The sequence below is a fragment of the Devosia sp. GW821-FHT12F11 genome, assembly GCF_058806655.1.
This window is the reverse complement of sequence record NZ_JBXAPX010000007.1, coordinates 1-14,956: the sequence shown is the minus strand read 5'-3', so window position 1 is coordinate 14,956 and position 14,956 is coordinate 1. Positions and strand designations below refer to the sequence as shown.

The 14,956-nt window shown below is 66.1% G+C and carries 9 protein-coding genes; 7 read left to right on the top strand and 2 right to left on the bottom strand.

Annotation, left to right across the window (positions count from 1 at the left end; all coding sequences use genetic code 11):
* The first annotated feature begins 202 nt into the window (after nt 1–202).
* Complete coding sequence (locus AC1ROK_RS19705) at nt 203–862, top strand: DUF4167 domain-containing protein (protein ID WP_492850047.1); 660 nt, start codon at nt 203–205, stop codon at nt 860–862.
* Nucleotides 863–1,094: 232 nt separating this feature from the next.
* The gene (clpB, locus tag AC1ROK_RS19700; protein WP_492850045.1) at nt 1,095–3,716 is read left to right on the top strand and encodes an ATP-dependent chaperone ClpB; all 2,622 of its coding nucleotides are present in this window, start codon (nt 1,095–1,097) and stop codon (nt 3,714–3,716) included.
* A gap of 34 nt (nt 3,717–3,750) precedes the next feature.
* Here the strand turns inward: clpB and AC1ROK_RS19695 are convergent, their stop codons facing one another.
* Nucleotides 3,751–5,280 carry an alpha/beta hydrolase gene (locus AC1ROK_RS19695; protein WP_492850043.1) on the bottom strand — a complete coding sequence of 510 codons (1,530 nt, stop codon included), beginning with the start codon at nt 5,278–5,280 and terminating at the stop codon, nt 3,751–3,753.
* A gap of 178 nt (nt 5,281–5,458) precedes the next feature.
* Here AC1ROK_RS19695 and cls point away from each other — a divergent pair, with 178 nt between their 5' ends.
* From cls to AC1ROK_RS19670, 5 genes are all read left to right on the top strand, one after another.
* Nucleotides 5,459–6,895 (top strand): cardiolipin synthase, encoded by a 1,437-nt coding sequence (gene cls, locus AC1ROK_RS19690; protein WP_492850041.1) that lies wholly within the window; start codon nt 5,459–5,461, stop codon nt 6,893–6,895.
* Between the two features lie 102 nt (nt 6,896–6,997).
* Complete coding sequence (locus tag AC1ROK_RS19685; RefSeq protein ID WP_492850039.1) at nt 6,998–8,683, top strand: alpha/beta hydrolase; 1,686 nt, start codon at nt 6,998–7,000, stop codon at nt 8,681–8,683.
* Nucleotides 8,680–10,155 (top strand): alpha/beta hydrolase, encoded by a 1,476-nt coding sequence (locus AC1ROK_RS19680; protein WP_492850037.1) that lies wholly within the window; start codon nt 8,680–8,682, stop codon nt 10,153–10,155. The genes AC1ROK_RS19685 and AC1ROK_RS19680 overlap by 4 nt, the downstream gene beginning before the upstream one ends.
* Before the next feature lie 74 nt (nt 10,156–10,229).
* Nucleotides 10,230–10,574: a VOC family protein gene (locus AC1ROK_RS19675; RefSeq protein WP_492850035.1), complete on the top strand. Its 345-nt coding sequence runs from the start codon at nt 10,230–10,232 to the stop codon at nt 10,572–10,574.
* Nucleotides 10,575–10,606: 32 nt separating this feature from the next.
* The gene (locus AC1ROK_RS19670) at nt 10,607–12,115 is read left to right on the top strand and encodes an MFS transporter (protein WP_492850033.1); all 1,509 of its coding nucleotides are present in this window, start codon (nt 10,607–10,609) and stop codon (nt 12,113–12,115) included.
* Between the two features lie 116 nt (nt 12,116–12,231).
* On the opposite strand, the gene AC1ROK_RS19665 is transcribed toward AC1ROK_RS19670, so the two are convergent.
* Nucleotides 12,232–14,196, bottom strand: a complete 1,965-nt coding sequence (locus AC1ROK_RS19665) for a M23 family metallopeptidase (protein WP_492850031.1) — start codon at nt 14,194–14,196, stop codon at nt 12,232–12,234.
* Nucleotides 14,197–14,956 lie beyond the last annotated feature (760 nt).

The following is a 14,956-nucleotide window of genomic DNA, read 5'->3' as shown; positions in this document are numbered from 1 at the left end:
TCATCGGCGAAGCTGCATTTGGCAGTGTTCGATTCTCGGACGAGGAACCGAGACGCCTTGATGAGCAAAAAGTGGTTCAACACGCGATAGCTCAGGCACTGCTGGAACGAGACCGCCCGCGCTGGATATTGCGCCTGCGGCCCCCGGTGCCGATGTCCCCATGTTGCCTTCAGTATTCTTTTCCAAGGCTTGAAAAGAGACGATGAGACCTAACAACCAACAGAACAACAAGAACCGCTCCCGTGGTCGGAACAACAATGGTGGCCGCAAACACGGCAACCCGTTGAGCCGCAACTACGAGAGCAACGGCCCGGACGTGAAAGTGCGCGGCAACGCCTCGCACATCGCCGAGAAATACCTGCAGCTCGCCCGCGATGCGCAGTCCTCCGGCGACAGCGTCATGGCAGAGAACTACCTGCAGCACGCAGAGCACTATTTCCGCATCCTCTCGGCCGCTCAGCCGCAGAATCAGCAGCGCGACCAGTTCGGTCAGCAGGCTGAAGAGGACGATTACGACGACGATTTCGCGCCGATCAACGATCGGTTCGCGTCGCCGGAGCCGCGCCAGTTCAACCAGCAGCCGCCGCAGCAGCACGACCAGCAGCAGCCGCAGCAGCAGCCCATCCCCGGCAGCGAGCCGGTGGTGATGGCAGTGGTCGAGACCGCTGCCGCCGCACCGCAGGCCACGGCCGAAGGCGAGGCGCCGCAGGGCGAAGGCGAGCCGCGTCGCCGCGATCGCCGGCCGCGTCGTCGGTCGCGCGGGCAGGGTGGTGAAGGTGGGGCCGATCCCGCCGGCGCGCCGCAGCCCGATGTCGGCGAGCTGCCGGCCTTCCTCACGGCCGGAAACACCCCGGCTGAGTAAGCCGAAAAGCGCCTTGGAAAAAACCATGAGGCCGGGAGCAATCCCGGCCTTTTGTTTTGCCTGAGGCACCCCATATCAGCGTCGGGACAGGGTAGCGCCGCCGAGCGGGCATCCGGTCCTGATCTGGTTCGATCGACCGCCCTGACGGTTTCGTTTGAGCCAAATCAACGCTTCAGGCGTTGGATACGTGCCTCATGCAGGGCGATCCGACGTGCCAGACGAGGAGAGTTGAATGAATATCGAAAAGTACACCGAGCGCGCGCGCGGCTTCATCCAGAATGCACAGCAGCTGGCGCTCGGCCAAGGTCACCAGCAGTTCGCACCGATCCACCTGTTGAAGGTGCTGCTCGACGACGATGAGGGGATGGCCGCAGGGCTGATCAGCAAGGCGGGCGGCGATGCGCGGATCGCGCGGGCCGAGACCGAGGCTGCCCTCAAGAAAATTCCGAAGGTGTCCGGCGATGCCGGCCAGCTCTATCTGAGCCGCGAGCTCGCGCGTGTCTTCGAGACCGCCGAGAGCGCCGCGCAGAAGGCCGGTGATTCCTTCGTCACGGTCGAGCGGCTGCTGCTCGCCCTGACGGTCGAGAAGGATACCGATGCGGGCAAGATCCTCGCTTCGGCCGGCGTCACGCCGCAGGGGCTGAATGAGGCGATCAACGAGATCCGCAAGGGGCGCACCGCCGACTCCGCTTCGGCCGAGAACAGCTACGACGCGCTGAAGAAATACGCCCGCGACCTCACCGAGGCGGCCCGCGAGGGCAAGATCGATCCGGTGATCGGCCGTGACGAGGAGATTCGCCGCACTGTGCAGGTGCTGAGCCGTCGCACCAAGAACAACCCGGTGCTGATCGGCGAGCCCGGCGTCGGCAAGACCGCCATTGTCGAAGGCCTCGCCATCCGTATCGTCAATGGCGACGTGCCGGAATCGTTGAAGAACAAGTCGCTGCTGTCGCTCGACATGGGCGCGCTGATCGCCGGCGCGAAGTATCGCGGCGAGTTCGAGGAGCGGCTGAAGGCCGTGCTCAACGAGATTTCGTCGGCCGATGGGAAGATTATCCTGTTCATCGACGAGATGCATACGCTGGTCGGCGCCGGCAAAACTGACGGCGCCATGGATGCGTCGAACCTGTTGAAGCCGGCTCTCGCCCGCGGTGAGCTCCACTGCGTCGGCGCGACGACGCTCGATGAATATCGCAAGCACGTCGAAAAGGACGCGGCTCTGGCCCGTCGTTTCCAGCCGGTATTCGTCGATGAGCCGACGGTCGAGGATACGATCTCGATCCTGCGCGGCCTCAAGGAAAAGTACGAGCTGCACCACGGCATCCGAATCTCGGATTCGGCCATCGTTGCCGCCTCGACCCTGTCGAAGCGCTACATTGCCGACCGCTTCCTGCCCGACAAGGCGATCGACCTGATCGACGAGGCGGCGGCGCGGCTGCGCATGGCAGCCGAATCGAAGCCCGAAGAGCTCGACGAGCTCGACCGCCGCATCATGCAGCTCAAGATCGAGCGCGAGGCGCTGAAGAAGGAGACCGACGAGGGCTCCAAGACCCGACTCGGCCGCCTCGAGCAGGAACTTGCCGACCTCGAAGAGCAGGCCAATGCGCTGACGGCGCGCTGGCAGGCCGAGAAGGAGCGCATGCAGGGAAGCCAGAAGCTCAAGGAAGAGCTCGACAAGGCGCGCACCGATCTCGAACTGGCGCAGCGCACCGGTAACCTCGCGAAAGCGGGCGAACTGGCCTATGGCGTCATTCCCGATCTCGAAAAGCGCATCAAGTCGGCCGACGATCCGAACGGTGACGGCAAGCCCGACAACCCGATGGTCGAGGAAGTGGTGACGCCGAGCCATATTGCCGGCGTCGTCAGCCGGTGGACGGGCATCCCGGTGGATCGCATGCTCGAAGGCGAGCGCGAGAAGCTGCTCGGCATGGAAGCCGAACTCGGCAAGCGGGTCATCGGCCAGGCCGAGGCAGTCGAGGCCGTGGCCAAGGCGGTGCGGCGCGCTCGGGCGGGCCTGCAGGATCCGAACCGGCCGATCGGCTCGTTCATGTTCCTCGGGCCAACCGGCGTCGGCAAGACCGAGCTCACCAAGAGCCTCGCGCAGTTCCTGTTCGATGACGAACATGCGCTGGTGCGGCTCGACATGAGCGAGTTCATGGAAAAGCACTCGGTTGCCCGGCTGATCGGCGCCCCTCCGGGCTATGTCGGTTACGACGAAGGTGGAGTGCTGACCGAGGCGGTGCGTCGCCGGCCCTACCAGGTCGTGTTGTTCGACGAGATCGAGAAGGCGCATCCTGATGTCTTCAACGTCCTGCTGCAGGTGCTCGATGACGGGCGGCTGACGGACGGGCAGGGACGGACGGTCGACTTCCGCAACACGCTGATCATCATGACCTCCAACCTGGGGTCGGAATATCTGGTCAACCTCCGGGACGGCGAATCGGTCGAACTGGTGCGCGGCAAGGTGCTGGATGTGGTGAAGGCCTCGTTCCGGCCGGAATTCCTCAACCGGATCGACGACATCATCGTCTTCCACCGGCTGCAGCGCGACCATATGGGTGCGATCGTCGATATCCAGCTCGGCCGCCTGCGTGGGCTGCTCAAGGAGCGCGACATCTCGCTCGAGCTCACCGATGCGGCACGCGAGTGGCTGGCCAATGAGGGGTACGACCCCGCCTATGGCGCCCGCCCGCTGAAGCGGGTGATCCAGCGTGAGGTGCAGGACAAGCTGGCCGAGGAAATTCTCGCCGGCCGGGTTACCGACGGCCAGAGCGTGGTGATCGATGCCGGCGAGGGCGGATTGCGCCTCGGCAGCAGCGGCGCCGAAGCGCCGGGCATCGACGCCGCAGCGTAAGTCAGAAGGGCCGGTCCAAGGACCGGCCCTTTTCTTATTGGGTGCTCTCCGGAATCGCCGGCGTCGCCCCGTTCATCATGTCGAGGATCACCTGGTAGACGAAATCCGGATCGCCGGTCGGCTGGTGCGGGTCGATCAGGTCGTGCCCCAGTTCGAGCGCCAGCGGCAACCGCACGACGTTCACCTTGGCGCCGTGGTCCTGCCAATGCAGCACCAACTCCTCGATCTTGGCCATGCTAACCGCATCGTCGGCTTCGTTGATCAGCACACTCAGCCCAGGGGATAGCGGGGCCTTCGCGGCAGCCGTATCCATCAGTGCGATGCTGAGGCGGAGCGCCTGCGCCAGGCCGTGCGTGGCATAGCGCGGATAGGCATAGGTCATGCCCGGCGGGTTGTCGCGGGTCGCCGGGTCCCACCACACCATGGCGTTGGGCGCGTTGAGCAGCAGTGCGGTCGCCGCGTGGTTGGCCCAGCCGGGCACCAGGTTGGGGCTGAGGAACGGCGCGATGGCGATCGACTGGTCGGCGTCGGTGCGATGCTGGCCGATCCATCCGGCAATGATGCCCCCGGCCGACAGCCCGGTGATCACCACTTCGTCGCCGAGACCCTGGGCGATGTCGGTTGCCTCGTTGCCGACGGCAATCAGCTGTTCGGCGGTGAGATCGGCGAGCACCAGGCTCATCTGATCGGCATCGCCATGCTGCGGGATGCGCGGCAGGTAGACGTTGTAGCCGAGCGCGAACAGCTTGGCGCCCAGTTGCTCGGCTTGCGCCGGGCAGTTGGTGAGGCCGTGGAAGAACACTACGACGCGTTCGACCTTCTTGCCATGGGTCAGGAGGTTGGAGAGGCAGCGCGGGTTGAGCGGGAGCTTGGCTTCCTCGGCGCGCACTGCTGCGATCTTGGCCAACGCCTCGTCGTAGCTGGCGGCCGGCGTGCTCGCGGCGGCGTTCGCCCTGAGGCTCGCGGTATCGAGCGGCAGCAGCGTCAGCACGGCAAAGGCGCCGACCAGCGCGACCACCAGAAGCAGCGCGAGGCTCGCCGCCAGCCTGGGGACAGTGCGCCAGAACCCCAGGCGATCGCGCTGCGGAACGGTGTCGGGTTGCCGGCGGTGCAGCACCAGCACCAGCACGATGCCGACGAGGGCGAGTGCCAGGGTCGAGGCAAAGCCGGTGGTCAGCTGGGTGATGATGGTGCGCAGCAGGACGTTGTTGCCCCGGCTGGCATAGGTGTCGGGATCGAGGCTGCCGCGGCGCAGCAGGTCGGCCAGCGTCAGCACTGCGGGATAGGAGAAGAATGCCACCAGCACGCCGGTGGCGGCGCCGCGCAACAGGGTGTAGCGGCGCGGCCGGATCAGCAGCAGCCACCAGAACAATGTGCCGGTCAACCCGACGCCGATGAACAGCGTCAGCCAGCTGACGCTGCCGCGCAGGCTGGCGACGAGTTCGGTGATCGCAACCCCGGATAGCGGCACCGACAGCAGCGCGACGAGCGCAAAGGCCAAGCCGGCAATGACGGCCCACCAGCCGTGGCGCGGGGGTGGTGCCCGACGATCTTGCTCGCTCATTGCTTTGGTCGACCTCGCATCGCGGACGGGACTACAGCGACTGCAGTATCGCTATCTGCATCTAAACTTGGCCGATGTTGATTGGCGATGATTTTAGTCGACTCGCGCGGCCGAACAGTCGACGTTCCCATGGCGCGCCGGCAATTGTCGGGCTCGTACCCGGCGTGGAGGAGAGGGCATGGAGGGAGCGACGGTCGCGTGGCTGCTGCTGGGGCTCGAAATCGGGCTGCAGCTGTTCTTCGTCGGTCGCGCCTTGCTGCGGCCCTATCGCGAACCGGTGTCGCGCCTCGCCTGGGTGATGATCATCGTCATCGCGCCGCTGATCGGGATGATCGCCTATGTGCTGGTGGGCGAAACCAATATCGGGCGCACCCGTACCGCCCGCCTCCGCAAGGCCTTCGAAATCCTGCCGCCACCGTTAGGTACCCCCGGCGTGGAGGCGCAACTGCGGGAGGGCACCTTGCCGCTGTTTCGCGCCGGCACTTCGGTCAGCGGTTATCCGCCGGTTGCCGGCAATCGGGCACAACTGCTCGGGAGCTCGGATGCGGCGATCGATGCCATGGTCGCCGATATCGACGCCGCCACCGACCATGTGCACCTGTTGTTCTACATCTGGCTGCCCGACAGCAACGGGCTGAAGATCGTCGCGGCGCTGCAGCGTGCGGCGCTGCGCGGTGTCGCCTGCCGGGCGATGGCCGACGATGTCGGCTCGCGCAGCATGATTCGTTCCGAGCATTGGCGCGCCATGCGGGCCGCCGGCGTGCAGCTCGCCCGCGCCATGCCGATCGGCAACCCGCTGATCGGGGCGCTCTGGGGCCGGCTCGACATGCGCAATCATAGGAAGATCGTGGTCATCGACAATGCCATCACCTATTGCGGCAGCCAGAACTGCGCCGATGCGGCGTTCGCGCCCAAGGCGAAGTTTGCGCCGTGGGTCGATGTGATGGTGCGGATCGAAGGGCCGATCGCCCGGCAGAACCAGCACCTGTTCGCGTCAGACTGGATGGGCCATGGCGAGGACGATCTGACCGAGCTGCTGCAACGGCCGATGCCAGCACAGCAGTCGGGGTTCGTCGCCCAGGTGATCGGCACGGGGGCGATCGTCCGGCCCTCGGCCATGCCGGAAATCTTCGTTTCGGTGATGAACGCGGCGCGACGCGAGCTGGTGATCACCACGCCCTACTATGTGCCCGACGAAACCATCCAGGCGGCGCTGTGCGCCAGTGCCTATCGCGGCGTCGAGACCACCTTCATCGTGCCCGAGCGCAACGATTCCTGGGTCGTGGCCGCCGCCAGCCACAGCTACTATGCCGAGTTGCTCGAGGCCGGCGTGATCATCCGCGAATACCAGGGCGGGCTGCTCCATTCGAAGACCATCACGGTCGATGGCGAGCTGGCGCTGATCGGCTCGGCCAACATGGATCGGCGCAGTTTCGAGCTGAACTTCGAAAACAACATGCTGATCTCCGACAAACCGCTCACCGCGGCGCTGCGGCAGCGCCAGCAGAGCTATATCGAGGCATCCATATTGGTGCATGCCCCCGAGGTAGAGGCGTGGGGCGGGACACGCCGCATCTGGAACAATACGGTGGCAATGCTCGGCCCGGTGCTCTGAGCGGTCACCGGCAATCGTGCTAAATTGCGAACCCAGTATTGGTCGGTTGGCGGCAGCGCCACGACAAACTCAATGGCCATGAGTAGCGGCTGGAGGACAAACGTGCAGGTACCGGCGTGGCTGAAACGGCTCCTCGACGGCTTCTCCGAGATGGGGCTGGTGGTCGGCTCGATCCTGTTTTCGCTGGCGCTGACGCCCTCGCTGTTGCCGCGTGAAGCGCTGATCCAGGGGCTGCTGTCGGGCTGCGCCTTCGGCATCGGCTACGGTATCGGCGTCGCCCTCGAGTGGCTGTGGAGCTACATGGGCCTCAAGCTCCCGGTGTCGAAATACACACACTGGCTGAAGATCGCCGTGACCCTCGGCTGCCTCCTGCTGATGGCGGCCTGCCTCTATCAGACCACCGGCTGGCAGAATTCCGTCCGCGAGATCATGGGCATGCAGCCGGTCGAAGCGGGCCTCCCCGTCTGGATCCTGTTGATCGCGCTGCTGCCGGCCGCCATCCTCATCTACACCGGCAAGTTCCTCGCCTATGGGGTCGGCTTCTTCTCGCGCTGGCTGGTGCGCTACGTGCCGCGCCGCGTCGCCCTGGTCGGGAGCCTCGTGGTGGTCGGCATTATCGCGACGACGCTGTTCAACGGCGTGCTGATGCGTGGGGCGCTGCGCGTCGCCGATGCGTTCTTCCTCAGGCTCGATGGCGTCGCCGGCCAGTTCGGCACTCCGCCTACCGACCCGCTCAGATCGGGCAGCGCGCAGTCGCTGATCGATTGGAGCACGATCGGGCGCGACGGGCGGATCTATGCCGATTCCGGCCCGACCAAGGCCGAAATCGAGGCGGTGATCGGCCGTCCGGCGCTCGAGCCACTGCGGGTTTCGGTCGGGCTGCGTTCAGCCGAAACCACCGAGGCGCGGGCGCAGCTGGCGCTCGACGAGATGCTGCGGATCGGCGCCTTCGATCGCTCGGTGCTGCTGATCGTGACGCCGGTCGGCACCGGCTGGGTCGATCCGGCCGGCATGGATACGCTCGAATATCTGATGGCAGGCGACGTCGCTTCGGTATCGCTGCAATACTCGTACCTGTTGAGCCCGCTATCGCTGGTGGTCGAGCCGGAATACGGCACCGAAGCGGCGCAAGCGCTGTTCAACGTGGTCTATGGCTACTGGACCAGGCTGCCGCACGACAATCGGCCAAAACTCTATCTCAACGGCCTCAGCCTCGGCGCCCACGCCTCGCAGGCCTCGACGCAGTTCTTCGATGTGCTGCAGGATCCGTTCCAGGGGGCGCTGTGGGTCGGCCCGCCCTTTACCAGCGGCATCTGGCGCTGGGCCACCAACAACCGGCAGGCCGGCACGCCCGAATGGCTGCCGAAATTCGGCAACCAGACCACCATCCGTTTCACCAACCAGGGCGGCGGTCTCGATGTCCCCGGGGTGCCGTGGGGGCCGATGCGCATCGCTTTCCTGCAGCATGCCAGCGACCCGATCGTGTTCTTCAGCTACGCCTCGCTGCATCGCGAGCCCGACTGGCTGAAGGGCGAACGCGGACCCGACGTCTCGCCGATCCTCAACTGGTATCCGGTCGTCACCTTCCTGCAGCTGGGCATGGACATGGCGCTGGCGCTCGAGCCGCCGCCGGGGCATGGCCACGACTACGCGCCAGCCGATTACATCGACGCCTGGCGGGCGCTGATCGAGCCGCCGGGCTGGGACGATCCGCGGATCGCCGACCTCAAGGCGGCGATGGTCGAGCGCTTCGCCCGCATCGCCGACCAATCGGCAGTGAGCAAATGAGCGGCATCGGCAACTGGTGGTGGACTCCGGTTGCCGGCGCCATCCTCGGGATCGGCGCGATCGCTGCCGCTCCGGTAACCGGGCTCGGTGTCGCCGGCCCCGCCGGCGTATTGCAGGCCGATACCGGCTGGGTGGCGCCTTTCCTCGGCACCTTCGTCGTGGCGGCAATCGTCTGGTGGCTGATCATCGGTTGGCCGCGCCGGTTGTCGCTGGCGCGCGGCGCCTTCGCCGGTGCACTGATCGGGCTCTGCTCTTATCCGGTGGTGCTGGCGATCGCCGATTTCGGCCAGGGCCAGCCGGTCGATGCCGCGACCCTGGGCGCACGCAGCTTCGGCATCCTCGAGCTCGCCGCGCTGACCATTCTCACCACCGGCTTCGTCGCTATGGTGATCATGGCCGGCGTCGGGGTGATCGCGGCGCTGGTGCTGCGGCGCGCCTATCCGCCGGCGCCGGCGTGGCAGCCGGTGCCGTGGGTGCTGAAGGCGGGCGCGATCGTGCTGGCGGCCACCGTGCTGCTGCTCGGGGGCGGCTTCGCCTGGCTGTCGCAACTGCCGCTCGATGCCGGCGCGCTCACCGAGAACCGCCCGATGACCCAGCCGGCAACGGATTACGAGGCCGCAGTGGCAGTGTTCTCGGCGATCGCGGCGGAGGAGGCGAAACTGCCGCTGCATCCGGACTGCGGCTCGCGGCTTCTGACGCATGGTGCTCGGGTGGCCAAGGCGGTGGTGTACCTGCATGGCCTCACCAATTGCCCGCTGCAGGCGGACGAGCTGGCGCGCCGGCTCTACGAGCGTGGCTACAATGTCTACGTGCCGCGCTGGCCTGGTCACGGCGAGGCGGACCAGATGACGCTGGCGCTGACGACGCTCAGCGCCGAACAGATGGTCGCCAGTACCGACGCGGCGATCGACCTGGCGCGCGGGCTGGGCGACGAGGTTACCGTCATCGGCGTGTCGGCGGGCGGCGCGATGACCGCCTGGGCGGCGCAGTACCGGGCCGATGTGGCGCACACCGTCGCTGTCTCGCCGTTTCTCGGACCGCATTTCGTGCCGCCCTGGGCCAACCGCGCCGCCGCCAACCTGCTGCTCAGCATGCCCAACATGATGCTCGTATGGAACCCGCTCGAGCCGGAGGGGGCGCCGGGGATGGAGCATTCCTATCCGCGCATCCCCACGCACGCGCTGGCGCAGTTCATGCGGCTGGGGGAGGTGCTCGAGGGCGCCGCGCAGCGAACGGCGCCGCAGGCTGGCGGGCTCGGTATGCTGCTGAACGACGCCGATTTCGCCGTCAACAACGCGCTGGCGCGCCAACTGGTGACGGCGTGGCGCGCCAGGGGCAGGGTCGTCGATCTCGAGGTGCTGCCGCGCTCCGACCGCTTGCCGCACGACCTGGTCGATCCACGCATGCCGGGCGCCCGCACCGAGCTGGTCTACCCGGTGCTGCTCGAGATGATCGAGCGGCAGCCGCAGTAAGTTCCGAGGCTGGGTGATTGCCTGCACATCCGGGATGCGATAGGAACAAAAAGAGAACAACGGGAGTCATGAAGATGAAGCAGCGCTACCAGATCGACTACCTCGAATTTCCCTCCAGCAGCACGCAGCAGAGTCACCGTTTCTTCGCCGACGCCTTCGGCTGGAGCTTCACCAGTTACGGCCCGTCCTACGAGGCGATCAATGATGCAGGCATCGACGCGGGCATCGACGCGGGCGACGGGCGGACCGAGAAGCCTTTGGCGGTGATCCGTACCGAGGATCTGGAACTGGCCGAGCGCGAGGTGCTCGATGCCGGTGGGGTGATCACCAAGCCGGCGTTCGACTTCCCCGGTGGACGGCGCTTTCACTTCCGCGAGCCCGGTGGCAACGAACTCGCGGTGTGGATCGAGAAGGCGTAGGCTCCGCCCGCAAGCGCTTCGAGGAGCCGGGGATGAACGACGTCAAATCGAGTGCCGCACCGGCAACCTTCTGTCCGGCCGAGAACCGGATCTACGTGCTGGTTGCGGCGATCCTGGCGTCCTCGATGGGCTTTATCGACGGCTCGGTGCTGTCGATCGCCACCCCGGCGATCCGCGCCGATCTCGGCGCCAGCCTCGCCGACGCGCAGTGGATCTCCAACGCCTACATGCTGTTCCTCGCCTCGCTGCTGCTGATCGGCGGCGCGGCGGGGGATCGGTTCGGGCTGCGGAACGTCTTCGCGCTCGGCATCGTGCTGTTCGTCGCCGCGTCGCTGGTTTGCGCCGTGGCGCCCAACCCCACCTTCCTGATCATTGCCCGTGCGGTGCAGGGGCTCGGCGCGGCACTAATGGTGCCGGGCAGTCTCGCCATCATTGCCAAGGCCTATCCACGCGAGGAGCGCGGCAAGGCGATCGGACTGTGGTCGGCATTCTCATCACTCACCACGATTCTGGGACCGGTGGTCGGCGGGTTCGTGCTCACCACCATGGGCGACTGGAGCTGGCGGCTGGTGTTCGCCATCAACCTGCCGCTCGGCGGTATCGCGCTGGCGTTGCTGTTCCTCAAGGTGCCGGCCGACCAGCCCGAGGCGGGCCGGCGGCTCGACCTGGTCGGCGGGGCGCTGATCACCGTGGCGCTGCTGCTGATCGCGCTCGGGCTCACCGGCACCGGCGGTAATGCGCCGGTGCTGAGCCATGTGCTTGCCTATTGCGGCATCGGCCTCGTGGCGCTGGTCGGTTTTCTGTGGTGGGAAGCGCGCAGCAAGGCGCCGATGCTGCCGCTCTACCACTTCAAGAACGTCGCCTTTTCCGGCGCGCAGGGCATGACCTTCGCACTCTATTTCGCGCTCTCGGCCGTCACCTTCTTCCTGCCGATGACGCTGATCGGCGGCTGGGGCGTCACCGCTGCGGAAGTGTCGATCGCCTTCCTGCCGTTCGGCATCGCGCTCACCGTGCTGTCGCCCTATGCCGGCCGGCTGTCCGACAAGGTCGGACCAGGCCCGATGATCACGCTGGGCGCGGTGATCGTCGCCATCGCCTTTGCGCTGCTCGGCTTGCTGGCGCCGCTGCAGAATGTCTGGCTGGGCGTGTTGCCGCTCACCATCCTGATGGGGCTGGGAATGAGTGCGGTGGTCTCGCCACTCTCGACCGCGGTGATGACCTCGGTCGAAGATCGCGACACCGGGCTCGCCTCGGGCGTCAACAATGCGGTGGCGCGCGTTGCGGGCCTGCTGGCCGTGGCGCTGATGGGCGGCGTCGCGGCCTTCGTGTTCGAGCGCTCGCTCGGCGGCTTTGCCGAGCTGTCGCTGTTCTTCGGCATGCAGCCCGACGCGCCGCTCGCCGGCGATGCGGAAACGGCACGGCAGGGTGCCAATAACGCCGCCTTCGCCGCCATCGCCTACAGCAATGCGGGCCTCGCGCTGCTGTCGGCGGTGATCGCCTGGTTCACCCAGGAGAACAAGCTGCGAAAGAAAGCCCGGTAGGCGCTACGACCGCCCGGTCACCCCCTCGCGACAGCGGGCTCCGTTGCGTCAGCCTGCTCAGAAGCGGACATTCCCGCGGGCGCGGGAATGACGTCCCTGTCTGTGGGAAGGCGGTGCTAGTTCAGCGCCGCAACCGTCATCGGGGCGGCGTCGCGCTTCATCAGGTCGCGGATCTGCGCGATGGTCTGCTCGAAATTGCCCTCGTACTGGGCCGATAGCGACTTGTCGCGCGGCAGCTTCACGCTGAGGGGGTCGACGAAGCGGCCGTTGACCTTGATCTCGAAATGCAGATGCGGGCCGGTGGAGTTACCGGTCGAGCCGACATAGCCGATGATCTGGCCCTGGCGTACGCGCGCCCCCGGCTTCATGCCATCGGCAATGCGGCTCATGTGGCCGTAGCCGGTTTCGAAGCCGTTCACGTGCTTGATCTCGACCTTCTTGCCATAGCCGGAGACCCATCCAGCCTTCTCGACCACACCGTCGCCGGAGGCGTAGATCGGCGTGCCGGTCTTGGAGGCGAGGTCGACGCCGGTATGCATGCGGCGCGACTTGAAGATCGGATGCACGCGATTGCCGAAACGGCTGGCGAGGCGCCCGCCGCCCTGCAGCGGCCGGCGGGTGAGGAAACGCTTTCCGGTCTCGCCGTCCGGATCGTAGAAATCCACAGTGCCGTCGTCGGTGCGGAAGCGGAACAGCTCGCGCGTCGTGGTGCCGAGCTTCAGCGCCACATAGAGCAGGTCCTGGTGACCACTGGCATCTTTCTCGGTCTCGAGAATTTCGATCGAGTCGCCGGCGCTGATGCGCTTGGTGAGGTCGATATCGTAGGCGAACATGGCGACGATACGCGAGGTGATCGCGTCGTCGATATCGTGCTTGCGCGCCGTTTCCCAGATCGAGCGGTAGACGGAGGGCAGGTTGTTGACGTTGATTTCCTCGGTGTCTTCTTCCGGGAACTCGATCTTGGGCGGCTCGAGGCCGAGCACATAGCTGCCGCGGTCGGTCAGCGCGGCGGTCGCGGCATGCTTGATCTCGCCGGTCTTGGGGTCGGGGAAGTAGATGCTGAGCCGGTGCGGGATCAGGGTCTGCGAATTGCGCGCCGGCCCCATCAGGATGCGCAGGCGCGCCCCACCCGGTACGTTTGCCGATGACAGCACGTTCTTCAGCGTTGCCGAGATCATGTCGTAGGTCTGCGCGTCGAAGCCGTTCTTGAGCAGCGGCTCCTTCAGCGAGCCGGTTTCGCGAACGGTGACCACGCGCTCGGAGCGGCCCAGCCCGGCATCTTCGGCCAGCTTGGTCTTGGGCAGGATCGACACATTCTCGGCGACACCCGAGAGGCCGCCATCGGTCACCACGCCGAGGTCCCGCACGCCGGTGTCGGGCTGCGCGTAGGCGAGTGCGACCTCGCCCTCGCCGCCGCCTTCGGCGAACAGGTTCTCCACCGTGGCGCGCACAAAGTCGGAAGCACTCTTGTCGGAGATGGCCGGGGCCGGAACGAAGCTGGCGGGCAGGGCGGCAGTCTTGATCTGCACTTCGCCTTCGACTTCGGCGCCGTAGATCTCGGGATTGGCGACGTCGTCGCCATCGGCGACCACCGGCTGGCTGGCGTCGATCATCGCCACCGGATCGTAATCGGGAATATCGTTGGAGAGCGCGGTCGCGGCGGTGGCCAGCGTCGCGCGGACCCGCACGAACGGCTTCTTGCTGATCAGCGACCGGCCGTCGACGGTCTCGCGGATCGAGGCCTCGACAATCTCGAGCTCGGACCGGGTCTTGGCCACCGGGCGCACGCGATCGCCCTTCACCTGCGAGTCGACCGCGGTCTCCTCGGCCTTGGTGATCAGCTGCAGCGCCTCATAGGCGGTGGAGAAAGTGTCCTGGCCTTCGAACGACACATAGAGCGCCGCACCCATCAGCAGCACCGAGGTGAGCCCGGTCATCACCGTGCCGGTCAGCCAAGCGAAACTCAGTTCGCGGCCGTGCGGTATCTCGCCGTCGGTGGATTGCACCGTAAGGGCCGGACCGTCCTCGAAGCCGCTCGCCTTGAGAAGCGCGGCGGTGCGATTGCGTTGTGCTGGGTTCAACCCTGTTCGCCTGCTGCCTGGCGCCGAAGCACCTTACCCCTGGCCAGAAGCAGTGCCGCGCGCTCAGGCGCGAGTCAACTCACTGGTCACTGGCCGTCGCCTTGGTGGGGTGACAATGCGGCAAAACTAGGCCTCGGCCGGTGTAGGGGAGCCGCGGGGAGGGGATGTGCACCGGTCAGGTCACCGCGCGAGGCATCTGCGCCGGCGATGGGAAGCGGGAAGGCGCACGCCGATTCCTGCTCCGGGGAGATTTCCACAGGGCCAGGACATCCCTCGGGGGGCCTTGAACTCGTGGATTGCGAACACCAGATGACAGTCCTCGCGCGTGCGTGCTATATATCCGCGCAGACGGATTGGACGGCTCGGCGGACGGGTGTCCGCGGAAAATGTCAGATTCGTCATTTTGGGCTGTTGACACCTCAAAGGGGTCGCCCCTATAACCCGCCCATCGCTGAAGACCGCGGCGGCGGAAACGACGCCAAAGACTGAAGCAAGCCTCTGAAATAGCTAAGAAATTGGCGGTTTCAGGTTTCAAAGTTCGGACCTTCCGAAAGTTGGAAATTGGGGTGTTGACAGACGAAAACGTCTCGAATACAACCCGCCTCGCTGACGACGCCGAGCACTTGCTGCTCCCACTGATCAGCGAATACTGAAAGGGCAGAGCTGCTGCCGGGCAACCGGAAGTAGGTTTCTGTTCTCTAAGGAATTCGGAAGCGACTGCTTCCACCGACGCCGCCGGCGAGAGCCGCAAACGGGGTCA